Annotated in this window: 21 protein-coding genes and 1 tRNA gene; 13 read left to right on the top strand and 9 right to left on the bottom strand. The window is 70.3% G+C overall.

Annotation, left to right across the window (positions count from 1 at the left end; all coding sequences use genetic code 11):
- Positions 1-4 precede the first annotated feature (4 nt).
- Together NE234_RS34570 and NE234_RS34565 are read left to right on the top strand one after the other, a co-directional pair.
- Positions 5-838 carry a C40 family peptidase gene (locus tag NE234_RS34570; protein WP_252785110.1) on the top strand — a complete coding sequence of 278 codons (834 nt, stop codon included), beginning with the start codon at positions 5-7 and terminating at the stop codon, positions 836-838.
- Between the two features lie 239 nt (positions 839-1,077).
- Entirely contained in the window at positions 1,078-1,668 is a 591-nt protein-coding gene (locus tag NE234_RS34565; RefSeq protein WP_252785109.1) for a LuxR C-terminal-related transcriptional regulator, read from the top strand.
- A gap of 95 nt (positions 1,669-1,763) precedes the next feature.
- Here NE234_RS34565 and cphA read toward each other — a convergent pair whose 3' ends face one another.
- Together cphA and NE234_RS34555 are read right to left on the bottom strand one after the other, a co-directional pair.
- The gene (gene cphA / locus NE234_RS34560) at positions 1,764-4,412 is read right to left on the bottom strand and encodes a cyanophycin synthetase (protein WP_252785108.1); all 2,649 of its coding nucleotides are present in this window, start codon (positions 4,410-4,412) and stop codon (positions 1,764-1,766) included.
- 2 nt (positions 4,413-4,414) lie between these two features.
- Complete coding sequence (locus tag NE234_RS34555) at positions 4,415-5,245, bottom strand: cyanophycinase (protein WP_252785107.1); 831 nt, start codon at positions 5,243-5,245, stop codon at positions 4,415-4,417.
- 92 nt (positions 5,246-5,337) lie between these two features.
- Here NE234_RS34555 and NE234_RS34550 point away from each other — a divergent pair, with 92 nt between their 5' ends.
- Both NE234_RS34550 and NE234_RS34545 read left to right on the top strand, forming a co-directional pair.
- Positions 5,338-6,132 carry an SAM-dependent methyltransferase gene (locus NE234_RS34550; protein WP_252785106.1) on the top strand — a complete coding sequence of 265 codons (795 nt, stop codon included), beginning with the start codon at positions 5,338-5,340 and terminating at the stop codon, positions 6,130-6,132.
- 375 nt (positions 6,133-6,507) lie between these two features.
- Positions 6,508-7,218, top strand: a complete 711-nt coding sequence (locus NE234_RS34545) for a hypothetical protein (protein ID WP_252785105.1) — start codon at positions 6,508-6,510, stop codon at positions 7,216-7,218.
- 26 nt (positions 7,219-7,244) lie between these two features.
- Here the strand turns inward: NE234_RS34545 and NE234_RS34540 are convergent, their stop codons facing one another.
- A complete protein-coding gene (locus tag NE234_RS34540) occupies positions 7,245-8,471 on the bottom strand; it encodes an RNA polymerase sigma factor (protein WP_252785104.1) in 1,227 nt (408 codons plus the stop codon).
- A 457-nt stretch (positions 8,472-8,928) separates the two neighbouring features.
- On the opposite strand from NE234_RS34540, the gene NE234_RS34535 reads away from it, so the two are divergent.
- Positions 8,929-9,001 (top strand) — tRNA-Arg (locus NE234_RS34535).
- 70 nt (positions 9,002-9,071) lie between these two features.
- On the opposite strand, the gene NE234_RS34530 is transcribed toward NE234_RS34535, so the two are convergent.
- Entirely contained in the window at positions 9,072-9,206 is a 135-nt protein-coding gene (locus NE234_RS34530) for an integrase (RefSeq protein WP_252785103.1), read from the bottom strand.
- A gap of 53 nt (positions 9,207-9,259) precedes the next feature.
- Positions 9,260-9,508, bottom strand: a complete 249-nt coding sequence (locus tag NE234_RS46165) for a site-specific integrase (protein WP_406567110.1) — start codon at positions 9,506-9,508, stop codon at positions 9,260-9,262.
- A 359-nt stretch (positions 9,509-9,867) separates the two neighbouring features.
- Between NE234_RS46165 and NE234_RS34525 the strand changes: the two genes are divergently transcribed.
- The 4 genes from NE234_RS34525 to NE234_RS34515 all read left to right on the top strand — a co-directional run bounded on the left by NE234_RS34525 (position 9,868) and on the right by NE234_RS34515 (position 12,679).
- Positions 9,868-10,860, top strand: a complete 993-nt coding sequence (locus NE234_RS34525; RefSeq protein ID WP_252785102.1) for a hypothetical protein — start codon at positions 9,868-9,870, stop codon at positions 10,858-10,860.
- Between the two features lie 145 nt (positions 10,861-11,005).
- The gene (locus NE234_RS34520; protein WP_252785101.1) at positions 11,006-11,512 is read left to right on the top strand and encodes a DUF1877 family protein; all 507 of its coding nucleotides are present in this window, start codon (positions 11,006-11,008) and stop codon (positions 11,510-11,512) included.
- A gap of 311 nt (positions 11,513-11,823) precedes the next feature.
- Positions 11,824-11,958: a hypothetical protein gene (locus NE234_RS44715; protein WP_256529916.1), complete on the top strand. Its 135-nt coding sequence runs from the start codon at positions 11,824-11,826 to the stop codon at positions 11,956-11,958.
- A gap of 13 nt (positions 11,959-11,971) precedes the next feature.
- Positions 11,972-12,679 carry a hypothetical protein gene (locus tag NE234_RS34515; RefSeq protein ID WP_252785100.1) on the top strand — a complete coding sequence of 236 codons (708 nt, stop codon included), beginning with the start codon at positions 11,972-11,974 and terminating at the stop codon, positions 12,677-12,679.
- Positions 12,680-13,325: 646 nt separating this feature from the next.
- On the opposite strand, the gene NE234_RS34510 is transcribed toward NE234_RS34515, so the two are convergent.
- Positions 13,326-14,096, bottom strand: coding sequence for an aminoglycoside phosphotransferase family protein (locus NE234_RS34510; protein WP_252785099.1), 771 nt, complete (start codon positions 14,094-14,096; stop codon positions 13,326-13,328).
- A 193-nt stretch (positions 14,097-14,289) separates the two neighbouring features.
- Between NE234_RS34510 and NE234_RS34505 the strand changes: the two genes are divergently transcribed.
- On the top strand, positions 14,290-15,153 hold the full coding sequence (locus NE234_RS34505) for an SMP-30/gluconolactonase/LRE family protein (protein WP_252785098.1): 864 nt from the start codon (positions 14,290-14,292) through the stop codon (positions 15,151-15,153).
- A 93-nt stretch (positions 15,154-15,246) separates the two neighbouring features.
- Here NE234_RS34505 and NE234_RS34500 read toward each other — a convergent pair whose 3' ends face one another.
- Entirely contained in the window at positions 15,247-15,927 is a 681-nt protein-coding gene (locus tag NE234_RS34500; protein WP_252785097.1) for an SMI1/KNR4 family protein, read from the bottom strand.
- A 155-nt stretch (positions 15,928-16,082) separates the two neighbouring features.
- Between NE234_RS34500 and NE234_RS44710 the strand changes: the two genes are divergently transcribed.
- Positions 16,083-16,643, top strand: a complete 561-nt coding sequence (locus NE234_RS44710) for an ATP-binding protein (RefSeq protein WP_256529914.1) — start codon at positions 16,083-16,085, stop codon at positions 16,641-16,643.
- Between the two features lie 43 nt (positions 16,644-16,686).
- On the opposite strand, the gene NE234_RS34490 is transcribed toward NE234_RS44710, so the two are convergent.
- Together NE234_RS34490 and NE234_RS34485 are read right to left on the bottom strand one after the other, a co-directional pair.
- Entirely contained in the window at positions 16,687-19,062 is a 2,376-nt protein-coding gene (locus NE234_RS34490) for an ATP-binding protein (protein ID WP_252785095.1), read from the bottom strand.
- A gap of 125 nt (positions 19,063-19,187) precedes the next feature.
- Positions 19,188-20,174: a helix-turn-helix domain-containing protein gene (locus NE234_RS34485; protein ID WP_252785094.1), complete on the bottom strand. Its 987-nt coding sequence runs from the start codon at positions 20,172-20,174 to the stop codon at positions 19,188-19,190.
- 299 nt (positions 20,175-20,473) lie between these two features.
- Between NE234_RS34485 and NE234_RS34480 the strand changes: the two genes are divergently transcribed.
- Together NE234_RS34480 and NE234_RS34475 are read left to right on the top strand one after the other, a co-directional pair.
- Positions 20,474-21,418: an NADP-dependent oxidoreductase gene (locus NE234_RS34480; RefSeq protein WP_252785093.1), complete on the top strand. Its 945-nt coding sequence runs from the start codon at positions 20,474-20,476 to the stop codon at positions 21,416-21,418.
- Between the two features lie 30 nt (positions 21,419-21,448).
- Positions 21,449-22,393, top strand: a complete 945-nt coding sequence (locus NE234_RS34475; protein WP_252785092.1) for an alpha/beta hydrolase — start codon at positions 21,449-21,451, stop codon at positions 22,391-22,393.
- Positions 22,394-22,399: the final 6 nt, after the last annotated feature.

The raw sequence follows: 22,399 nt of genomic DNA, 5'->3' as shown, positions 1-22,399 counted from the left end.
CCCGGTGATCGGCGTCAGCGTGCTCCTGGCCCTCTGGACGCCATCCGGCGCGGCGGCCCGTACGGAGCGGGGAGACGCGGTCATCGCGATCTCCGGGCCGACTCACCGGCAGTCCCGGATCCTGTACGCCTACGAGCGTTACCTGGCCCGGATCGCTGCTCAGCGGGTCGCGGCCCGCCGAGCCGTCCGATTCGCCTACCGGCAGATGGGCAAGCCGTACCGGTTCGGCGGGGCCGGACCGCGGTCGTACGACTGCTCGGGCCTGGCGATGGCCGCCTGGCGGAGGGGCGGTGTCCGCCTGCCGCACCGCGCGGACATCCAGTACCACATCATCCGGCGCAAGGTCCCGATGAGGAGCCTGCGCCCCGGCGACCTGGTGTTCTTCTCGGGCGCGAGTCACGTCGGCATCTACGTCGGACGTGGCCGGTTCGTCCATGCTCCGCACACCGGGACGGTCATCCAGCGCGGTTCGCTGACCGGCTGGCGTCGCCGGGCGTTCGCGGGCGCGGCCCGGCCCGGAGCGCCCGCGTACCGGTTGTGGCCTCGCTGGGTCAGGACCCTCGCGGGCCGTCCTCGGCGACGGGTCACCGGGTCGGTCTCCGTTCCGGCCCGGGCCGCGGCCTGGGACGGTCCGGTGTCCGTACCGCGCCACCGGCCGGCCGCCGCGGGCGACTCGACGCCCGCTCCGACGCCGTCGGAGGCCGCCTCCCGCGAGGCCGCCTCCGTCCCGAGCGGGGGAGGCGACCCCGCGGAGCCGAACGGCCCGTCGGGATCCGGTCCTTCCGGCTCGCCCGCCGATGCGCAGTCCGCACTCGGCGACTCCGCGCCGACCGTGTGACCGTCCGCGCCGGCCGACCGCCACCTGTCCGGAATCGGACAGGTGGCGGCGGCTTGACCGACGACTTCCGATTGATGCGTTCTGCAAGGTTTATTCGCGATGTACCGGGCAAAGTGCGTTACGGCTGTCGACAGGGGCGATACATGAATAAGAACGATCAACGTGCGGAACGCCGGGCCGGTCTCAGGCGCTGGGCGCCGTCACGGAACGATCCACGGCACGCGGTGATCCGTACGCTGGTGGCAGAGCACGTACACCTGCTCCGGTTAGGGCTGTCCGCCTGTCTCGACCGGGAGCCCGATATCCACGTGGTCGCCGACCTGTCCCATGGGGACGGCCTCGCGTCGGCGGTCGCGACGTTATGCCCCACCGTCGCGGTCATCGACGTCGACCTGCCGGGCCCGGCCGGATCGACGGGCGTGGCACACCTGCGCGAGCTGACCGCGGAGTGCTCCGTGGTGATGCTGGCCGACCGCGGTGACCCCATGGGCGTCCGCCGGGCGATGACCGTCGATCCGCTCGGGCTGCTCAGCAGGCAGGCGCCGGCCGACGTCCTCATGCGCGTGGTCCGTCAGGTCGCGGCGGGCCGGCGGATGATCGACCCGGAGCTGGCCGGCACCGCCCGTGCCGTCGAGGAGAACCCGCTGACGCCACGCGAGCTCGAGGTCCTGCGCATCGCGGCGAACGGGGCGACGACGGCGGAGATCGCCGCCCGGCTCTCCCTGTCGGTGAAGACCGTGCGCAACCACCTGTCGAGCGTGATCACGCGGACGGCCGCGCGCAACCGGATCGACGCGATCCGGATCGCCAGCGAGCGGGCGTGGCTCTGAGGCCGCTGCCGCCGTGAGACGGGCGTCCCGGCCACCGGGCGTCCCGGTCACCGGGCGTCCCGGTCACCGGGCGTCCCGGTCACCGGGTGGGCCGGTCACCGGGCGTCCGGCGGCGAGGCCGCGCCGAGCGCGTCGAGCAGGTCCATGACCGGCTGCAGCTTCTCGTACAGCAGCAGGATCGGCTCGCCCGGCGTGGACACGCCCAGCGCGATGCCGACCGCGTCCTTCAGGTCGCCGGCCGGGTGCACGCGGACGTCGGGGCGGGCGTCGACGAGCCCGCGCGTGATGAGCCGGGCCATCTCGCCGGGCCGCCTGCCCCGCAGGTCCTCGTCCTCGTACACCACCACACGGCCGAAGGACCGGGCGACCGCGCGGGCGGTGTCGATCACCAGCTCGTCGCAGCGGTCACCGGGCAGCGTCACGGCCGCCACGCCGTCCCGCCGCCACACGCGCCGCATCAGCTCGCCGACGGCGGCGACGGCCGCCGGGTTGTGGGCGTAGTCGACGACGACCGGGCGGTCCTCGACCCGGAAGGTGCAGCCGCGTCCCGGGTTCAGGTCGTACGGGTCGAAGGTCCGCAGTCCGCGCGCGACCAGGTCGGCGGGCATGCCGAGGGCGCGGGCCGCCGCGACGGCCGCGAGCGCGTTGCCGATGACGTGCCGGGCCAGTCCGCCGAACGACCCGGCGACGTCCGCGGCCGGGAGTATCCGCGACCTGCCGGTGCCGCACGCCTCGGTCAGCGCGCCGTCCTCGACGAAGTACGCGATCCCGCCCGCGCCCAGGTGCTCTTCGACGCGCGGAGCGGACGCGGACAGGGCGAAGTAGCGGACGACGGGCTCGCGGTCCCGTACGCGCGGGCGGTCGGCGAGCGCGGCGGTCCGCGGGTCGTCGGCGTTCAGCACGAGGTGGCCGCCACGGCGGATCTCCTCGGCGACGAGCGCCTTGATCTCGACGAGGTCCTCGACGGTGGCGATGTCGTCGACGCCGAGATGGTCGTCGGTGATGTTGGTGAGGACGGCGACGTCGGCGCGGTCGTAGCCCAGCCCGCGCCGTACGATGCCGCCGCGCGCGGTCTCCAGCACCGCCGCGTCCACGGTCCGGTCCGCGAGGACCATCGCCGCGGACAGCGGGCCCGAGGCGTCCGCGCGGTAGACGAGCTCCCCGCCGACGTACACGCCGTCGGTGGTGGTCATGCCGACGCGGCGGCCGTCCTGGGCCAGCAGGTGCGCGATCATCCGTACCGTCGTGGTCTTGCCGTTGGTGCCGGTGACCGCCACGATCGGCACGCGCCCGGACGTCCCGGGCGGGTAGAGCCGGTCGATGATGTCCGCGGCGACGTCGCGCGGGCGCCCCTCGTACGGCGCCAGGTGCATGCGCAGGCCGGGTGAGGCGTTCACCTCGATCACGCCGGAGGCGCCGGCGTCGGCCGGCAGCGGGGCGGCGATGTCGGGCAGGCGCAGGTCGATGCCGCAGATGTCGAGGCCGACGGTGGCCGCGACGCGGCGGCAGAGCCGTACGACGTCGGGGTGGACGCGGTCGGTGACGTCCTTGCTGGTCCCGCCGGTCGACAGGTTGGCGTTGCGGCGCAGCGTCACGACCTGACCGGGGTTCGGCACGGAGTCCGGGGCGAGGCCCTGCCGTGTCAGGTGCGCGCGTTCGGTCTCGCCGAGCGCCAGGCGGGTGAGCGGCCGGTCGTGGCCCTCGCCGCGCGCCGGGTCGGTGTTCGCGGCGGCGATCAGGTCGGCGATGGTGGACCTGCCGTCCCCGGTCACCCGCGCGGGGTTGAGTTCGGCGGCGGCCACCACGCGGTCGCCGACGACGAGCACCCGGTGGTCGCGGCCGGGGACGTACGCCTCGACGAGCGCCGCGCCTCCCTCGGCGGACGCGGCGTGGAAGGCCGCGGCCACCTCGCCGGCGTCGGTCAGCTCGATCCAGACGTTCTCCCCCTGGTGGCCGGAGAGGGGCTTGACCACGACGGGCGCTTCGATCTTCTCGAACGCGGCGACCGCCTCCGCGGCGGTCGTCACGACCACGCCCTCCGGCACCGGCAGCCCGGCGCCCTCCAGCAGCCGCTTGGTGAGCATCTTGTCGCCCGCGGCCTCGACGCCGATCGCCGAGGTCCGGTCGGTCATCGCGGCCCAGACCGTGCGCCGGTGCCGTCCGTGCCCGAGCTGCAGCAGGTTGAGGTCGTCGACCCGGCGTACGGGGATGCCGCGCCGCCGGGCCGCCGTGGCGAGGGCGGCGGTGCTGACGCCCAGGCTCGTCCGCTCGTACGTCGCGGCCAGGGCGGCGAGCTCGGCGTCGAACGCGACGTCCCCGTCGTTCAGCAGGCCCGTCACCGTACGGATGGCGAGGTCGATGAGGCAGCCGACGACCGGTGACTCCTCGGGCTCGTCCACCGGGCGTTCGAGGATGACGTCGTAGTGTCCCGGTGCTTCGGCCGACACCGTACGGCCGAAGCAGACGTCCCGGCCGATCATCGCGGACAGCTCCAGCGTCACGTGCTCGGTGACGTGCCCGAAGTACGTTCCGCGCGCCATCGCGGTCAGCAGCCCGCCCGGCCGGCCCGCGGAGCAGTGGTGTTCGGCCAGACCGGGGAGCGCGGCCACGAGCCGCTCGGCGAAACCGGGGAAGTCCGTGGTCTCCCGGCCGGTCAGTTCTCCTAAATCGAGACGGGCGATCACCACCGGTCGCGCGAGGTAGAGATTGGGACCGTTCAGCCGGCGCAGATGCTCGAGGTGCATGGTCACTCCTCTGCTGCGGGTACGGGGCCGAACCACGGTTTGCGCTGTTCCATGTCGAACCAGCAGCCGGCCGGAAGGAGATGGAGACGGACGTCGAAGAGGGCCATCGGATCGTCGTCGCACTCGGCGTAACCGACGGTCGCCTGGTCGGCGTCCACGATGGTCACGACCCCGCTGCCGATCACCTCGAAGCGGCCCTCGCGGACCACGATCGCGGTGTCCTCGTCGATTCCGACGCCCAGCCGCAGCGTGTCGAGCGCGATGCCGCTGAGGAGACGGGGCAGCCGGCCTCGTTCGGCGAAGTGCATGTCGATGAGCACGTCGTCGAGCAGGCCGAGCCCGGGCCCGATCCGGACCGTGGAGGCCGCGACCTCGTGACCGTCACCACCGAGGATCATCCAGCGGCCCATCGCGGTCGCGCCCGCGCTCGTCCCGGCGATGACGAGCCCGTCGGCGGTGAGGCGCCGCCGCAGCAGGGCGTTGGCCTTCGAGCCGACGAGGCTGCGAATGCGGGACTGGTCACCGCCGCTGAACAGCACGCCGGTGGCCTTGCGGAGCACGTCGAGCGAGTCCTGGCTGTCGGCGACGGCGCGGTGCGGGAGCCGGAGTTCGGTGACGGAGGAGACGCCGAGCCGATGGAACACCCGCGCGTACTCGGCGGCCACCTGTTCGGGCTTCTCGGTCGCCGTGGTCACCACCACGATCCGGGATTCATCCGCACCGGCGAGGGAGACGAACTCCTTCAGCGGCCCGGTCCCGCAGGTGCGGTTCTCCGCGCCGCCGATGACCAGGAGCCGGCCGTCGCGGCGTCCCTCCTCCGTTATGTCGGTCACGACAGCTAGTTACCCTAATGTCACTCGAAGTAGTCGAGTGGATCGTCTCCGGCCGAGGTCGGCCGAAGATCACCCTCGTTAGACTCCACGCCATGACCGAGAGGCCGCCGCCGGGGATCGACGTCTCGGTGCCGAACGTCGCGCGCATGTACGACTACTGGCTCGGCGGCAAGGACAACTTCGCCGCCGACCGGACCGCGGCCGAGGAGGTCATCCGGATCTCCGAGGGACGTGTCCTGCGCGGGGTGAAGCTCAACCGCTCCTTCCTCGGCCGGGCGGTGCGGACGGCCCTCGACGCGGGGGTCCGGCAGTTCCTGGATCTGGGGTCCGGGCTGCCGACCCGGGAGAACGTCCACGAGGTGGCGCTGCGCGTTGACCCGGAGGCGAGAGTTGTCTACGTCGACAACGACCCCGTCGTACGGCTGCACGGGGAGGCGCTCCTGTCGCGGGAGGGCCGTACGCGCTTCGTCCAGGAGGACCTTCGCCGGGTGGAGGAGATCCTCGGCCATCCCGACGTACGGGCCGTCATCGACCTCGGGCGACCGGTGGCCGTCATGCTGGTCTCCGTGCTGCACTTCGTGCCGGACGAGGACGATCCGTGGGCGATCGTCGCGCGGTACCGCGAGGCGATGGCGCCGGGGAGCCACCTGATCCTGTCCCACCTGTCGTCCGATCCGCATCCGGAGAAGATGGCCAGGGCGGAACGCGTGTACGAGGGCGCCAGCGCGCGGCTCGGCGCGCGGAGCCGGGACGCGATCCTCCGGTTCTTCGACGGGTTCGACGTTCTCGAGCCCGGATTGGTGGGGCCGACGGAATGGCGTCCGGAGCGCGATGAGGCGGCGCGTGAAAAGTTTGCAGGCGTCGTGGGTGTGGCCGTCAAGCGGTAAGGTCGCGGGCAATTACCCTAAAGGCCGCAAAAACTGGACTTATGCGTAACGCCCTTCGCCGAACCGACTGCCACGTGCCTTCCGCGTCGAGGCCGACGCCCTCTCCTCGTTGCCGGTTACGACTCGTTGACCTCGTGCAACGAGTCGGCCGGCCGGCGTGATCCGACAGGTCACCTGTCGTCTGGGTAACCTTCGGCTTACCTGAAGGAACTTCCGGCGCCGTTCTCGCGTCTAAGGTCCGCTGGTTTCGCCGGTCACCGGAAGGACGTGGGGAAGGTACCGAAAAAGAGGGGCGCTGGTCATCCTCCGAGAGGCACACTCTCTCCGAAGTGGAGCGAATGGGGGCGCACAGCCCAGTTTGCTTTGGAGGTGTCCATGCCGCTCACGGACGTTCACGCTGACGTTCGCCTTACCTACCGCCTTGTCCTGGCGGTGGACGTAGAGAAATATAGCGCCCGCGACGCGCGCGGCCAGCTGCGTGCGCAGACTGATCTGCGCACCATCCTCAGCCTGGCCGCGCAGGACGTCGGCCTCGACCGCAACCTCTGGTACGAGCAGGTCAGCGGCGACGGCGAGCTCGCGGTGCTGCCCGAAGACGTCGACGTCTCGCTCGTCGTCGGCGACTTCACCCGCCGCCTCGAGGCCATCCTCGGGGAGTTCAACCGGGAGCGGAGCGGCGGCAGGCGACTGCGGCTGCGCGTCGCGCTGCACCACGGCACCCTCACGCCGGGGCCGTTCGGCCCGGCGGGCGACGCCCCCATCGTCGTCAGCCGGCTGCTGAACGCCAAGCCGCTGCGCCGGCTCCTCGCCGACCAGCAGCACCGGGACGTCGCGCTGATCGTGTCCCAGACGCTGTACCAGGACGTCGTCCGGACCGGCTTCTGCTCCCTCGACCCGCGGGACTTCCAGCCGGTCCGGGTGAACGCCAAGGGCGTGCTCTACCACGGCTTCGTCCAGCGGCGCGCGGCCGAGGAGCAGGTCGTTCCGCGGCGTACGGCCGAGGAGGAGATCGTCCAGCCGGTGCTGCGGGCGCTCGGCGAGGCCGGCGGCGCGAACCTCGTCGCCCTGCCCGGCGGCCGGGGCTGACCACCGCGGCACGGCACCTCCGTGACTCAGAAGACCGAAAGGTCCCAGGAGACGGTGACCGCGGTGGAACGCCCTCCGCCGTCGGTCACCGTCACCACGGTCTGACCGGGCAGCGTGACGGCCTGCCGTTTCAGGATGACCTGAATCTTGACGTGCTCTCCGGCGGCGATCGCGCCGCTCACGTTGGACAGCACGACGTTCGGGTCGGAGTCGGCGGCCGTCCAGTCGACCCTGCCGCCCTGAGCGGTGAGGCCGATCTCGCCGATCGTGCCCCGGCCCTGAATGTGCACCGAGAGGGGCGCCACCGCGAGGACGCCCGTAGGCGGCTTCGTCGGCGACTTCGGCGGCCGGTGCGGCCTGGTCGGAGTGGGCGACGGCATGAGCTGCGGGCCCGTCTCGGGGCCCGTCTGCCCCTGGGAGCGTGACGCGGCCGGCGGCCGGGTCACGACCGGCCCACCGCGCGGCGGCGTCGTCCGGGTCGCCGGCGTGCCCGTCCGCGGCTTACCGCCGCCCGGCCACTGCAGGTCCGGCACGGCCACGTTCGGGCCGATGAACATCATCACCGCGACGGCGGTCGCCAGCGCCGCCACCGACCCACCGCTCGCGAACGCCCAGCGCCGCGCCAGCCGGGACGGCGCGTCCGGCTGCCGGGGCATCCCCTCGGCCGTCAGTGCGCCGCCGCGCGCGGCGATCTCCGTCCGGTACCCGGCGAGCTCCGGATCCGTCCCCGCGTGCAGCACCCGGTGCCGGAGCGCAGCGGGAGGCTCGGGGACCGCGACCGCCCCGACGATCGTCTCGGCCTCGGGCGACTGCTGCGTGGCCCGGTGCAGGCGCCGCTGGGCCCGCAGCGTCGTGATCCCGAGCGCCGCGGCCAGGTCCTCGCCGGTCAGATCGTGCCGGTGGACGAGGAAGAGGACCTCCCGGTCGAAGAAGTCCAGCCGGGCGAACGCCTCATCGTCCGCCATCGCGGCCGGCCGCTTGCGGAGGAGGCAGCGCCGCCGCGCGGCGGCGTACAGCCAGGCACGGAGCCGCTCGCGCTCCCGTAGCCGCGGGGCACGGCGCGACGCGTCGATCAGGGTGTCGTGCACGACCTCCTCGGCGGCCTTGAGATCGCCCAGGAGCGCCGCACAGTAGTCGTACAGCCGCTCGGCGTAAACGTCGTAGAGCGTCGCCAGCGCCTCTTCGTCCCCCTCGTGCAGCGCCTTCACCAGGCGCCTGTCGGCGGTGGGGGCGAACGCGGACCACCTTGCCATGCACGTGCTCCAGATATCGGACGGCGCGGCTCCCTGTTTACACCAGTGTCAAGGATAGGTCACAAGATCACCCGAATTACCGCAAAAGCCGTGAGCTTGATCTGTTGTTCGATGGCGGAACGCGAATCTCCTCCGCGTTTGCAGAAAGATCGCTCAGCGGCCGAACCGCCGGACGAGCGGCCCGGGCACCCCGCATTCGGGTCCCGTGCCACCCCCGTACGCGCCGACGCGAGGGCCGGCCCGGCCGGCCGGCGGTCGTCGGGACGGTGAAATCGGACACCTCCCGGGGCCGGAACCGCGCGGACGTTACGTACGAGACGTGGTCGCGGGGAGCCCTGGCGCTCACAGGAGGCCGTCCCGAACCGGCAGCCCCACCGGCCACTCCGACCCGGCGCAGGGGCGCCGCGGTATCCGATTCGCGTGTCCCCCCAGAGTGCCGCTACACTCTTGGACGCCAGCAGCCGTAGCTCAACGGATAGAGCATCTGACTACGGATCAGAAGGTTGGGGGTTCGAATCCCTCCGGCTGCGCCCAGGTCAAAGGCCCCTTGCGATCACGCAAGGGGCCTTTTTGCTAACGGGTTTGCTAACAGCGGCCTTCCTACACCGCCGTGATCTGCTTGGCGAAGATGTCCGCCGCCTCTACGAGCTGTTCGTTGATCACGTGCGCGTAGACCCGGAGCGTGATGGACGGGCCCGCGTGACCGAGGCGAGCTGCAACGACGTGAACGGGCATGCCGGGCGATCAGGGAGGCCATCAGCGACGACACCGTGTCAGGGTGGAGCGGCTCAGGTCGTCGCGAACACGTAATCGTCGTCCTTGCCGGCCGCACGTTCCCATTCCTCGCCCGCCGCCAGGCGGTCGGCGTTCTGCCGCTGCCGGTGCGCCTTGAGGCCCTGGACCGTCCCGGCGTCGATGCTGACGACACGGGACCGGCCGCTCTTGGTCGTCCCCTCGATGCGCTCCCCCGCGATGAACGCCGCCGAACCGGAGATGGTGATCTGCCTGCCGTCGAGGTCGACGTCACGCCACCGCAGGTTCAGCAGCTCGCCCCGACGGGCGCCGGTGTAGGTGGCCTCGAGAGTCGAGGCTCCGTGGGCCGCTTGATCGAGCGCGACTCTTCACCGTCTCCAGGCCCCAGCGAATCGGAGCCCTCGCCTGCAGGATCCGCCTTTCACCGCAGGTCAACAACACCCGTGCGGCCGGAGGCGTGCAGTTAGCGTGCAACTAGCCAGGGTGAGCAAGGGACAACGGGGGCCACTCGCGGACCGTCGCAGCCGCAGGCCAGAACCCCGGGGCCGATCCTCATTTAATTCCCCAGCTGATCGTGTGGCCACGGGGGAATCTGGGCCATGGCTTGTGTGGGATCATCGGTCCATGTCGACCCGAAAGGCCCATGGCCGCTGAGCGCCGGCTCGCGTTGCACGCGATGCTTCCTGACCGCTACGCCCATCTCGAGGTCCTTGCCTCGACCATCGACCATCGCGGCCGGCTCGCCGCCTTGGTCGCCGATCCTGCCCAAGGCTTCGTCTCCGTCCCGCACTTCTCCGTGCTTCGGCCGCCCCCGCGCTATGACGCGACTGCCCTCATCTGCGACGGACCCGAGATCCGCGAGATCCCGCTGAACGATCTCGACCTGTGGTTCACTCACATCGACACCCGCGGCGACGGCGTCGTGCTGGCCGCCGCCCGTTGCGAGCGACAAGGCATCCCCTACGAGCGCTACGGGGAGCCGATCCCTGAGCATGAGCTACGCCTCACCGCCAACATCCGGGTGATCGACGGCGAAGGGCAGACCCGAGCGTCCTTTTACGCGGGTGACGGCATCGAACAACTCATGACGGATCCTCAGGGGAACATCTGGGCCAGTTACTTCGATGAGTCGAGCTACTGGACGCCCAACCCGGACGGCACGCGCTCGTACCAGTTCATGGTCGGTCTCGTCCGTTGGGACTGCGACGGAGGGCCATCCTGGATGGTGGCGGACGACACCCCGGGTGTCGACTGGTGCGACTGCTATGCGCTGAACGTCGGCCGGGAGCTGGTCCACGCCTGTCCCTACACGAAATTCCCGCTGGTCGAGCTCGATGCGAACAGCGTCCGGGCCGTCACGCCGAACCCTGTCACCAGATGTGCCGGCCTGGCCGTCTCCGGTTCCGAACTCGCCTTCCTCGACCAGGACCGGGCAGACGGCGGGTTCCGCTGGGAGATCCGTAGAGCCCGCCGAGAAGGCGGAGTCGTCATCGAGACGGATCGCGAGAAGCTGATGTTGCCAGGAGGCCGGCAGCCGAAGGGATGGGCGCGCGGCAAGATCGGCCGCGACGGGTCGCTGTGGCTGCATGAGGACGACCATCCGAGGCAGTGGTACCGGTACGAGATCGACACCTGACAAGGACAGTCCGCGCTGCGGTGTTGCGGATCTGAGTGTTCGTCGGGCTAGATGTCGCCCGTGATCGTGCCGAATACATGTCGAAACCGAGCGGGGCTGTGCACGGTCCCGATCTTGCTACGGATCAGGCTGCGATACTCCGCTCATGGCGGTCACCTTGCAGCTCGCTCGGATCACTGCGGCGCAGCTTGCGGAGTGCCGACGATCAGACGATACGTTGAACACGCTTTGTTCGTTTGACCTCGTACCCATGTCGGACCACCTCGATCTCGACTGGGCGGACGACGGCATCATCCGGATGTGCGAACACACCGGAATCGGAGACGTCGCCTCCGTACGACGAGCGGTAGAGGGAGGCGCAGAGGTCAACCCCGCTTACCGTGACCACCCGGACTCGGTGATGGAACAGCCCATGCTCCTAGAGCCAGCCGACGTCGTGGCCTCGGCCACCGCGCTACGCGACATCGACCTAGAGCGGATCTTCTCCGCGCTTCCCGCCGATCCCCAAGCAGTGAAAGACACGCTCGGCGGCAACCTTCACGACCTCATCGGCGACCCGCGCCGCTACCTCGCCAAGCACTTCACCGCGCTCCGCGACTTCTACACCACAGCCGCAGATCAACACCTCGCCGTTGTGATCTGGTGCGACTAGCCAGCACCGCCGCGGGCCAGATCTCTTACCGCCACGCACCCCTGACGACAACCAACACCACACGATCACGACCATCAGACGCCGTCTGCCCACGATCGCCGGCCATCGAGCGTGGGTTACCGTCGGCTACGGACCAGAAGCTTGGGGGTTCGAATCTCGTCGGCCGCGCCCAGGTCAAAGCCCCATTGCGATCTTGCAGAGGGGGCTTCTGCTAACGGGTTCGCCAACTCGACCCCGGGCGGCCGTGAACCGAACTGGACGGTTCAGCAGTCATCCCGCAGCAGGCCGGCGGAAGTCTGTGACAGGTCCTCATGCGCGAGTACGGCTGCGGCCTGCCCTACGATCTGATGACCTTCGAGAAGCGCGACCAGGTCGACGCCGAACGCACCGACGCGATCCGAGTGACCGTGTCCAGCCTGCCGGCGCGGCCCGGTACCCGACGCTAAGGAGCCCCCCACCGTGAAGATCATCGACCGCGTCAAGGCGTACATCCGAGAGAAAAAGGGACGTGACCCCCGCTCGACCGGCGACCCGCTCGGCGGAGCGGCCGACCCCGCCCACGAGGCACCGGAGCCCGAACCGGCCACTGAGTCGGCCACTGAGTCGGCCACCGAGTCGGCCACCGAGTCGGTCATGGAGTCGGCCGCGGAGTCGGCCACTGAGCCGGCCGCGGAGTCGGCCACCGAGTCGGTCACGGAGTCGGCCGCTGAGTCGGCCACCGAGCCGGCCACTGAGTCGGTCACGGAGTCGGTCACGGAGTCGGTCACGGAGTCGGCCACCGAGCCGGCCACCGAGCCGGCCACCGAGTCGGCCACCGAGCCGGCCACCGAGTCGGCCACCGAGCCGGCCACCGAGCCGGCCACCGAGCCGGCCACCGAGCCGGCCACCGAGTCGGCCACCGAGTCGGTCACGGAGCCGGCCACCGAGTCGGTCACGGAGTCGGCCACCGAGTCGGTCACGGAGTCGGCCACCGAGTCGGCCGCGGAGTCGGCCACCGAGTCGGTCACGGAGTCGGCCACCGAGTCGGCCGCGGAGTCGGCCACCGAGTCGGCCACTGAGCCGGCCACGGCGCCCGCCGCGTGCCCGCGCTGCGGGGCGACCGGTGATGCGCCCTGCACGACCCCGTCGGGCAAAGCCACGAAGACCCACAAGGGGCGCGAGCAATGAGCAGCCGTGCTGCAGACCTCCGGACGGGTCCGCGGCCGTCTAAAAGGGAATGAGTACGCCCCCAGGCGGTCTCTGCCAGACGCGGGTGGTCCCAGAACTGGGTTCATTCGTGGCCGAGATCAGATAACAGTCGTTGACGTACGCCAAGGGTCCGCCGACGTTTCGAGATCCGCGTGTTCACCTGCGCAGACGCAGACGTCCACGGATCTTTGAATCGCGTTGCCGCGCCGCTGCGGCCACCTGACGACAGCGGTGACGACAACGACCAGCACACGATCCCAGTCACCGGACGCCGTCCCCCGGTCGCGGCGCATCGGCCATGCGCCACCGTCGGCTACGGATCAGAAGGCCGGGGGTTCGAATACCTCCGGCTGCGCAGGTCAGGGGCCTATCCCGATCACGGGATAGGCCCTTTTGACGACAACGGACCCACTGATCGCGACCAGCAGTGGTCGGCCCACGGTTCGGGATTGCCGTCTCCAGCGCGGCGGTGAGTGTGCGCGATCTCGGGCGGCTCTACCGTGGATATCGCGATGTCCGGACCAGGTCGGTGCCCAGGCTGCCGTTCGACCGAGTGCTCAGCGAGTCGCAGCGGGGCCCGAAGAGGACCCAGATGACGCGCTTCTGAGCGCGTGTGGGCGCCTGGCTACTCGAACAGGTGGCGGTTGGCTCGACTCCAGGCCAGCCGTTGGCCAAGTTCATCGAGAAGGCCGTCGGCGACCCAGCGCGCTTGGGGCTGGTGTCCGGCGTCGGCCAGTCTGTGGACCTGGTCGATGCCGCCCTGCTGGATGTCGATGACCGCGTCGATCAGTCCAGTGGCGGACGTCAGGCCGTAGGCGGTGGCGAACACCTCTACCCGGCGACGTCGGTCGGGCGGTCGGGGATAGCGCAGCCAGCGCAGGCATTCGGCGTCATCACGGAACGGTGCCGCGTACTCCAGCGCGTAGGCGATGTCGTGCATACGGTCTGCCGGCCGGGCGTAGTCCCAGTCGAGGATCCCGACCTGGCGCGCGCCGCGCCAGACGATGTTCCAGGGTCCGAAGTCACCGTGACAGATCAACTGCTCATCGCTCAATCCACTCTCGCCGGTGAACCAGGCGAGGTCGTCGGGCGGCCGAAAGTCGGCGACGGCGTCGTGGTAGTCGCGCAGCAGGCGGGCGAAGGCCATCAGACCCGCGTCGCCGACTACCTTGGCCCAGCCGTCCGGGCCGGACTCGCCGGCCAGATAGGTGAGGATCTCACGACCCTCTTCGTCGATCCCGAGCACCCGCGGCGAGTATCGGAAACCGACCTGCTCCAGATGTGCGAGCAAGGCATGGACAGCCGGCGTCCATGGGTGGGTTGGCCTGCGGACGGTGTCACCGATACGGACCACCCTGCGGTGCGGGGCGTCCTGCAACACGTCCTCATCCGCCATGGACTCCGAGGCTACCGCCCGGCAGCCACCGAGCGGAGGCCCTCTGGTCCCTGGCGTTCGCCGGAAGACTGACGACAGTGGTGAGGACAAGACGCATGCTTCAGTGCGGGTAAACGTCGATTCGGGGGTCGGCTGTTCGTGTAGAGGGTGAGGGGCCGCCGATACGGCCCGCCGGAGCGGAAGGACCGAAGCCGTGATCGAGTACCTGCCCCCACCCCGCAGACTGCTGACCGGCCTGGCCATGGTCGAGTCGGCCCGGTGGTACGACGGCCGACTCTGGTTCGCCCACTGGGGTGCGGGCGAGGTCGTCGCCGTCGACATGGACGGCGAAGCCGAGGTGATGGCCGAGGGCCCGCCCAGGATGGGCTGGGCGATCGACTGGCTGCCCGACGGACGCCTGGTGACGACCGGCCCGGCCGTCACCCGCCAGGAGCCGGACGGTGCGCTGGTGACGCACTGCGAGCGGGGTGGCAACGAGATCGTGATCGATCCGCGCGGCCACATGTACGTCAACGGCTTCGACTTCGACTTCATCGGTGGTGGCACGCCGAAGCCGGGCTGGATCAACCTCGTCGCGTCCGACGGGACCTACCGCCGAGTGGCCGGCGACATCGAGTTCCCCAACGGCATGGTGGTGACGCCGGACGGCTCTACCCTGGTCGTCGCCGAGTCGTTCGCCGGACGGCTCAGTGCGTTCGACATCCAGGACGACGGTGCGCTTACCGGCCGCAGAGTGTGGGCCGAGGGACTGGGCCCGGACGGCATCTGCGTGGACGCCGAATCGGCGATCTGGACGCAGACCGCCGACACGGCCGCCCACACGGGCGATCCGAACGCACCGGCGGGCGCGTGTGTCCGGGTGCTCGACGGCGGCGAGATCACCCATCGTGTCGAGACGGAACTGCCGTGCTTCGCCGCCGCCCTCGGCGGTCCCGACGGCCGCCACCTGTTCCTGCTCTGCAACGAGTTCGAGGGAGTCGACCGGATGCAGGCGGTGCAGACGCGCCGATCCGCCACGATCTTCGTGACCGAAGCGCCGGTCACAAGGCCGGACTGACGAACAGGGCATGCTTGCCCGGTGTTCGCTCGATCGATCTGAGCGGGAGGGGAGACCGGGCGTGGCCGCCGGTCCGCCGAACCGACGGCGGTCTCAAGCAGGTAGGTCGCGGGACAACCGGGCTTCGGCGTTGTCCAGCCACTGCCGATACCACCGGGCGAACCCCAGCGGCGTTCCGTCATCGTCGGCCAGCGGCCGGAAACCGCCGTCGTCGGCGGTGTCATCAGCCCACATTTGGCCTCTCGCCGGCCCGCTGACGACGAGTACCTCACGCTGCGCACAGCCCAGGTGACATAGGTACAGCAGCCCGATCGAATGCTCGGGTTGGAAGACGACCTGGTCGTGCCGTTCCCAGTAAGCGTCCTCGGCGGCGTTGAAGGCGTCCAACGAGTCGTAATCGTCCTCGTCCGGCGGGTCGGGCAGCCCATCGGCCGGGTTGAACGCCGCAACGTGCGGAAAAGGCCGGGCCAGTGTGGCGAGGTCGGTCAGGTCGGCCCCGTCGCCCTCCCACCGCCATCGCCCATCGACTCGACGGACAGGAAACAGGCCGTAAGCAGGCCCGGCCCCTCCTCTCCCCGCCCCGGAGAGGAGGGGCCGGTACTCGCCCGGCAGCTCCACCCCCAACTGGCCCTCGACCTCGTCCAACTCGGCGGCGCTCAGGGGCGGCTCAAGCCGCCACCGGTGACTCCTCGAACCGAAGATCTCACCGGCGCCCGCCTCAGCGGCCAGGCGCGCGAGCCGTTCACGTACATCCGACCAGTCCGAGGGCGTCACGGTCGGCACGATAACAGCCGCCTCGCGGCACCTACCCAGGTACGGACCGGGTACCCACATAGGTGCTTTCCCCGTGTCGACAGGTGACGCTCAGCGACAGTCTGGTAGATGCCGAGAGGGATCCACTCAACGCTCGGTAAGGAGCCGAGAGCATCATGCATCCGTACCAGCGCACGGCTGTCCGCCCGCGAACGTTCTGGACACAGAGCAAGGGATCAAGACTGCTCCGCAGCGGTGTGGTGATCTTCTACGAATCCAGCCGGCTTGTCCGCCGACGGGCGTATCGGTTCGCCCGACCGCAGCGCCCGGGAGCGAGCGGCGCCCCGATCATCGAACCCATCGCCCCCCTGCGAGTCTCCTGGTCGCTTCCTTCATCGCCGCCCTCGGTGGCCCGCGCCCGCCATCTGACCGCCGGTCAGCTGGCCGGTTGGGGGTTCGCCGAGCACTGTGAGACGGCCGAACTGCTCATCAGCGAACTGGTCACCAACGCTCTGCGGCATGGCGTCGGCCCGATTCGGCTGAGCATTCGATTCCTCGGCGGCGTACTGCGGTTCGAGGTCGCGGACGCCGGCCCACGGTATCCGCGCATGCGCCCGGTCGACGACGAGGACGAGGGAGGACGCGGACTGCACTTGGTGGAGTCACTGTCCAGTCGCTGGGGGTACGCCCGTGCGACGATCGGCAAGGTGGTCTGGTTCGAGCTACCCGCGGCCTGATCCGGGCTACCAGGTCAGTCCTCGCGCAGGACGTCACGGCCGATCAACGGGGGTGCGTCGCCATGATCTCGCTGTCCGGCCCCGGCGCGTCGCGCGCCGCCGTCACCAATGCCGCGATCTGCGCACGCGAGGTGAATCCGAGCTTGGTGAGGATGTGCTCGACGTGGCCTTCGGCCGTCCGCTGGGCGATCACGAGCTTGGCGGCGATGTCCTTATTGCTCAGCCCTTGTGCGACCAGTTCCGCGACCTCTCGTTCCCGTGGGGTGAGCATGGGGAGATCCTCGCGCGCCGGTAGTGACGGTTTCGCCGGGGCGGCGGCCGTCTTCTCCTCGAGCGCGAACGCGATCGCCTCGCACAGGGACATGCCCGCGCCGCGCTCGAAGGTCGCCGCGAACGCCGCGGGGCCCATCGCCCGGCGCGTCCGCGTCTCCCAGGACTCGTGGAACCCGGCGAGCCAACTGAGATGAGTCGGTGACGCGCCCATCAGTTGGTCCAGCGCGTGGACGGCACCGAACAACCGGGCGGCGCGCGAGTGCTCGCCGTTCGCCTCGGCGAGCCAGGCCATCGTCGCCAGGCAGTACGTGCTGCCCCAGGGATCGTAGGAGAGCTGTTTGATGCGCAGGGACTCCCGCAGGAGCGTGAGGGTCCGGCGATGACGGCCACGCCGCCACCAGGTGTACGCGGTGGCCCACAGCAGGAGGGACTTCGACCAGAGTGCCTCATGGCGGTCGCACAGAGCCAGGCCCTGCTCGCCGAGGTCTCCCGCGTGGTCGGGATCGCGAAGAGTCTCGATGATGGTCATCTGATAGAGCGTGACCCACAGGCCGTTGAGATCGTTCCTGGCGAGGTGCCGGGCCAGGACCTGCTCGAACAGCGACACGGCCCGGGCAGGGTCGGGCTCGCTTCGAAGCATCTCGGCCAGGGCGAAGAGCTGGGCGACCTGGGTGAGGGCGTCCTCGTCGCCGATCCGCTCCGCCACGCCACGGCATTCCTCGAGCATGGCCAGGCCGGCCACGGCGTCACCTTGCAGCAGCGCGAGCCAGCCGCAGATGCACAGCCCCTTGTTCCGCGAGGGCCCCGGTCGCGGTTCCAGGGCGAGTGCGCGTTCGAGCCATCGACGGCCCTCGCCGACCCTGCCGGAGACGAAGACCCAGTAATGCCAGAGGGAGGCGGCGATCTCCAGCCCGGCGTCCGCGTGTCCGGGCCGGCTCAGGCAGAAGTCCAACGCGGCCCGTAGGTTGGCGTGCTCGGCCGACAGCCGGGCCCCCCATTCCATCTGACGGGGGCTGAAGAAGTCCTCCTCCGACTCGGTGGCCAATCGCCGGTAATGGTCCCGGTGGCGGACCCGGACGGAATCCGGTCCCTCCGGGGATGAGGTCAAGCGGTCCCATCCGTACTGGCGGACGGTCTCCAGCAGCCAGTAACGCCTGCCGTTCCCGTCCTGGCCGATGATGGACTTGTCCACCAGACCCGCGATCAGCCCGAGGACCTCGTCGACGGCGATCCCCTCACCGGACGCGACCTGTTCCGCCGCGGCCAGATCGAACCCGCCGGTGAACACCGACAGCCGTTCCCACAGCATGCGCTCGGCCGGCGAGCAGAGGTCATAGCTCCAGTCGATCAGTGCCCGCAGCGTCCTCTGGCGGGGAAGCGCGGTGCGGCTCCCGCCGGTGAGCAGGCGGAATCGGTCGTCCAGTCGTGCGACGATCTGATCCAACGACATCGATCGCCGTAGGACCCCCGCCAGCTCGATGGCCAGCGGAATCCCGTCCAGGAGCCGGCAGATCCGGGCCACCGTCGGGCCGTTCGCGGCCGTGATCTCAAAATCCGGGACGACGGCGGCCGCCCGTTCGGCGAACAGGCGGATCGCCTCATAGCGCAGCAGGTCACCTGCTCCCAACGGCTCGTCTTCCGCCGGTACGGACAGCGGGGGCACCTCGAACACGTGCTCGCCGGCGATCTTCAGCAGCTCCCGGCTCGTCGCCAGGACCCGCACGCCGGGAGCGGCCCTCAACAGCTCGCTCACCAGGATCGCGCAGGCATCCGCCAGGTGCTCGCAATTGTCGAGGACCAGGAGCAGCCGTCGATGTCTCAGGTAGTCGATCAGCCTGGCCACCGTCGGTGCGGTGGAGCGGTCGCGCATTCCCAGCGCGGCGCCCACCGTCTCCGGCAGCGCCTCGGGATAGGTGAGTTCCGCCAACTCGACGAGCCAGACCCCGTCGGGGAAGGCCCGGGTCACCTCTGCGGCCACCCGGAGGGCCAGTCGCGTCTTGCCGACCCCGCCGACGCCGGTGAGCGTCACGATGCGGGTCGATGAGAGGAGCCGCTTGATGTCGGCCGCCTCGCGCCGACGCCCGACCAGCTCTTCGACCTCCGCCGGAAGGTTGCCCGCTGGGCAGCGGACCTTCGGACCAGCCATGATTACTTCACGTTACACCCGGTATCTCCGGGTGCCGACGCTCCGGGCGTAACGGAGATCGTGGTCGAGTCCCCCACACACGGTCAGCCGGCCACGTGATCGTGGCGGCGGCTGCGATCGCACGCTCAGAGGGCTCCGTGCCGACGCGCGTATTCCGCCGGCGTCGCGTGGTAGAGCTTCTTGAAGGCCCGGATGAAGTGGCTGCTGTCGCTGAAATGCCAGCGCGCCGCGGCCTGTGACACGCTCAGCCGTGACCCGGGAGCGATGAGCGCCTCGGCCGCCTCCTCCAGGCGCCGGCGGCGGACATAGGCGTTGAACGACTCGTCCAGACTCGCGAAGGCCCGCTGAAGGGTGCGGACCGAGACGTGCAGTTGCCGGGCGATCGTGGTGGACGACAGTTCGGCGTCGGTGAGCTGGGCGTCGGCCAGGTCTTTGGCCGCTTGTGCCAGTGCCGGGACGAAGGTGGGTTCGCGGTCGTCGAAGTGGTCGAGGATCAGTCCCTTGGCCAGTTCGTGGAGGGCGCTGCGGGATGCGTCGGCACCGGCCGGGCCGAGGCCGCCCAGGGTTCGCTGCAGCATGCTGGTGTGGGCCATGAGGATCTGTGCCGCGGGCGAAGCGACCTGACCGGTGCGCGGCCTGCCGCTGACGAGGGCCCGCAGATCGCTGCCGGGAAAGATGAAGATCCGGGCGCCGATCACGGGAGTGGAGTGGAAGTGGTTCTCCGTCACGCAGTGGTGGGCGTAGTAGGTGCCGGCCGAGACGTACGCGTCGCCGCCCTGATCGTGGGGGTCCCGCAGGGTCAGACCGCCGCGCAGCCCGACGTAGAGCCGCACCAGGTCCTGCTCCTGCCTCCCGACCGCCTGGGTGTTCAGGGGTGAGGACGCCCAGAGTTCGTTGACGGCGGTGTCTCCCAAGGTCACCGAGCGCATCGTTCCCTGGAAGCCGTCGACCGTGGAGGCGGTGAATTCCGGGAGGGGGTACAGGTCTCCCATGCGGTCGTTCCAGGTGTCGATGAACGGCTCCCAGGTGCCCCGGCCGGCGCCGGTGGAGTCGGCGTCGACGGTGAACGTGCCGACTCTGCCGCCCGGACCATGAAATCGCGGTCTGCGCATCCCCTGTCTCCCGTGCCGATCACGCTGTCGCCGGAGTTCCATCGGCTGTCGCGACGGTACACGTTTCCCGCATACCGACGTTTCTAGGGTTGATCTGCGGCCGCCGAAGCCGGTGGCGTCTCGCCGCCGGCGAGCCTCCGTCGCCTCTCACGAGGCACATGTCGATCGCCTTGGCCCCCGACGGCTGTGACCCACAACACACACATGGGCTCTTGCTTCGAATTCGAAGCAGACCTAAGGTCATCCCTAGTTGCTTCAAGTTCGAAGCAATAGCCTCTCCATCGGAAGTGAGCTCAGCAATGAAGGCAGTGCGTTTCCACGAGTACGGCGACCCCGACGTCCTGCGCTACGAGGACGTGGAGCAGCCCGTCCCCGGTGCCGGACAGGTACGGGTCCGGGTCGCCGCGACGTCGTTCAACTCGGTCGACGGCAACATCCGCGGTGGCTTCATGCAAGGTCCGATCCCGGTGACGCTGCCGCACACTCCCGGCCTCGACGTCGCCGGCACGGTCGACGCGCTGGGCGAGGGCGTGGACGGCATCGAGGTCGGCGACGAGGTCGTCGGTTTCCTGCCGATGACGGGGGTCGGCGCGGCCGCGGAGTACGTCCTCGCGCCGGCCGAGGTCCTGACGGCGGCGCCCAAGAGCGTCCCGCTGCCCGACGCCGCCGCGTTGCCGCTGGTGGGTCTCACCGCGTGGCAGGCGCTCTTCGACCACGCCAAGCTCACGAGCGGGCAGCGGGTGCTGATCAACGGTGCGGGCGGAGCGGTCGGCGGCTACGCGGTTCAGCTGGCGAAGAACGCCGGCGCGTACGTGATCGCCACGGCCGGCCCGCGCAGCAGCGAGCAGGTCACGGCCTGGGGCGCCGATGAGGTCATCGACCACACCACCACCGAGGTGGCCGCGGCGGTGAGCGAGCCGGTCGACGTCGTGCTCAACCTCGCGCCGGTCGACCCGGAGCGGCTGGCCGCGCTGGTCGCCCTGATCCGGCCCGGTGGCGTGCTGGTGAACACGACGGTGTGGATGCCCGCGCCCTCCGACGAGGAGCGCGACGTACGCGGCATCGACCTGTTCGTCCGCAGCGACGCCGACCAGTTGTCGCGGCTGGTGGCGCTGGCCGACTCCGGCGAGCTGCGCGTCGACGTCGCCCAGCGCGTGCCGCTGGCCGAGCTGCCGGCGGTCCACGCCCAGGCCGCCGCGGGCACCCTGCACGGCAAGGTCGTCATCGTCACGCCCGCCGCCTGATCCCCCCTGAGCACGGAAAGAAGAACGACCATGTCACTCTCGTTGGATCCCGAGATCGCCCAGGCGCTGGCCCCGATGGCCGACGGGGGCTTCACACCGCCGCCGGTCGGCGACATCGCGGGCCGCCGCGCCCTGTGGGAGCCGATCATCGGTGCCGCCGGCACCGCGCAGCCGATTCCGGCCGACGTGACGACCAGCGAGCACTACGCGACCGCGGACGACGGTGCGCAGATCACGATGCGCTGGTACGTCAAGGACGGCGCGGCGCCGGGCCCGGCCGTGCTGTTCTTCCACGGAGGGGGGTACATCTTCGGCCACATCGACCTCTTCGACGGGCCGGTCTCCCGCTACGTGTCCGCCAGCGGCGTGCCGATGCTGTCGGTCGAGTATCGCCGCGCGCCCGAGCACCCCTTCCCGACGCCGCTCGAGGACGCCTACGCCGCGCTCCGCTGGCTGCACGAGCACGCCTCGGAGCTGGGCGTCGACCCCGACCGGATCGGCGTGATGGGCGACAGTGCCGGAGGCGGCATGGCGGCGGCGCTGACGATCCTCGCGCGGGAGCGCGGCGGTCCGAAGATCGCCCGCCAGATCCTGCTCCTGCCGATGCTCGACGACCGCACCACCACGCCCGATCCGCACATCGCGCCCTACCTGCTGTGGTCCTACGACGACAGCCGCACCGCGTGGCCGGCACTGCTCGGGGAGGCCGCCGGCGGCCCCGACGTCCCGCCCACGGCGGCCCCGGCCCGGCTCGAGGACGCGTCCGGCCTGCCCCCGGCCTACATCGAGGTCGGCCAGCTCGACGTCTTCCGCGATGAGGACCTCGCGTACGCGACGAAGCTCAGCCGCGCCGGCGTGCCGGTGGAGTTCCACCTGCACCCCGGCGCCCCGCACGAGTTCGACTCCATCGCCTTCACCTCCGACGTCGCCCGGCGCGCCATCGCCGACCGCGTCCGCGTCCTTGAATCGATCTGAACCCGC

It is taken from the genome of Actinoallomurus rhizosphaericola (assembly GCF_024055675.1).
GTDB lineage: Bacteria > Actinomycetota > Actinomycetes > Streptosporangiales > Streptosporangiaceae > Actinoallomurus > Actinoallomurus soli.
Note: the sequence above shows the minus strand (reverse complement) of the source record. Positions and strands in the feature narration are given on the sequence as shown.

Bases quoted from the DNA above. Each gene is read 5' to 3' on its own strand.
- NE234_RS34530 (WP_252785103.1), bottom strand. From the start codon at position 9,206: ATGCCCGTTCACGTCGTTGCAGCTCGCCTCGGTCACGCGGGCCCGTCC.
- NE234_RS34520 (WP_252785101.1), top strand. From the start codon at position 11,006: ATGGCGGTCACCTTGCAGCTCGCTCGGATCACTGCGGCGCAGCTTGCG.
- NE234_RS34475 (WP_252785092.1), top strand. From the start codon at position 21,449: ATGTCACTCTCGTTGGATCCCGAGATCGCCCAGGCGCTGGCCCCGATG.
- NE234_RS34510 (WP_252785099.1), bottom strand. From the start codon at position 14,096: ATGGCGGATGAGGACGTGTTGCAGGACGCCCCGCACCGCAGGGTGGTC.
- NE234_RS34540 (WP_252785104.1), bottom strand. From the start codon at position 8,471: ATGGCAAGGTGGTCCGCGTTCGCCCCCACCGCCGACAGGCGCCTGGTG.
- NE234_RS34490 (WP_252785095.1), bottom strand. From the start codon at position 19,062: ATGGCTGGTCCGAAGGTCCGCTGCCCAGCGGGCAACCTTCCGGCGGAG.
- NE234_RS34550 (WP_252785106.1), top strand. From the start codon at position 5,338: ATGACCGAGAGGCCGCCGCCGGGGATCGACGTCTCGGTGCCGAACGTC.
- NE234_RS34485 (WP_252785094.1), bottom strand. From the start codon at position 20,174: ATGCGCAGACCGCGATTTCATGGTCCGGGCGGCAGAGTCGGCACGTTC.
- NE234_RS34545 (WP_252785105.1), top strand. From the start codon at position 6,508: ATGCCGCTCACGGACGTTCACGCTGACGTTCGCCTTACCTACCGCCTT.
- NE234_RS44710 (WP_256529914.1), top strand. From the start codon at position 16,083: ATGCATCCGTACCAGCGCACGGCTGTCCGCCCGCGAACGTTCTGGACA.
- NE234_RS34480 (WP_252785093.1), top strand. From the start codon at position 20,474: ATGAAGGCAGTGCGTTTCCACGAGTACGGCGACCCCGACGTCCTGCGC.
- NE234_RS44715 (WP_256529916.1), top strand. From the start codon at position 11,824: ATGCGCGAGTACGGCTGCGGCCTGCCCTACGATCTGATGACCTTCGAG.
- NE234_RS34525 (WP_252785102.1), top strand. From the start codon at position 9,868: ATGGCCGCTGAGCGCCGGCTCGCGTTGCACGCGATGCTTCCTGACCGC.
- cphA (WP_252785108.1), bottom strand. From the start codon at position 4,412: ATGCACCTCGAGCATCTGCGCCGGCTGAACGGTCCCAATCTCTACCTC.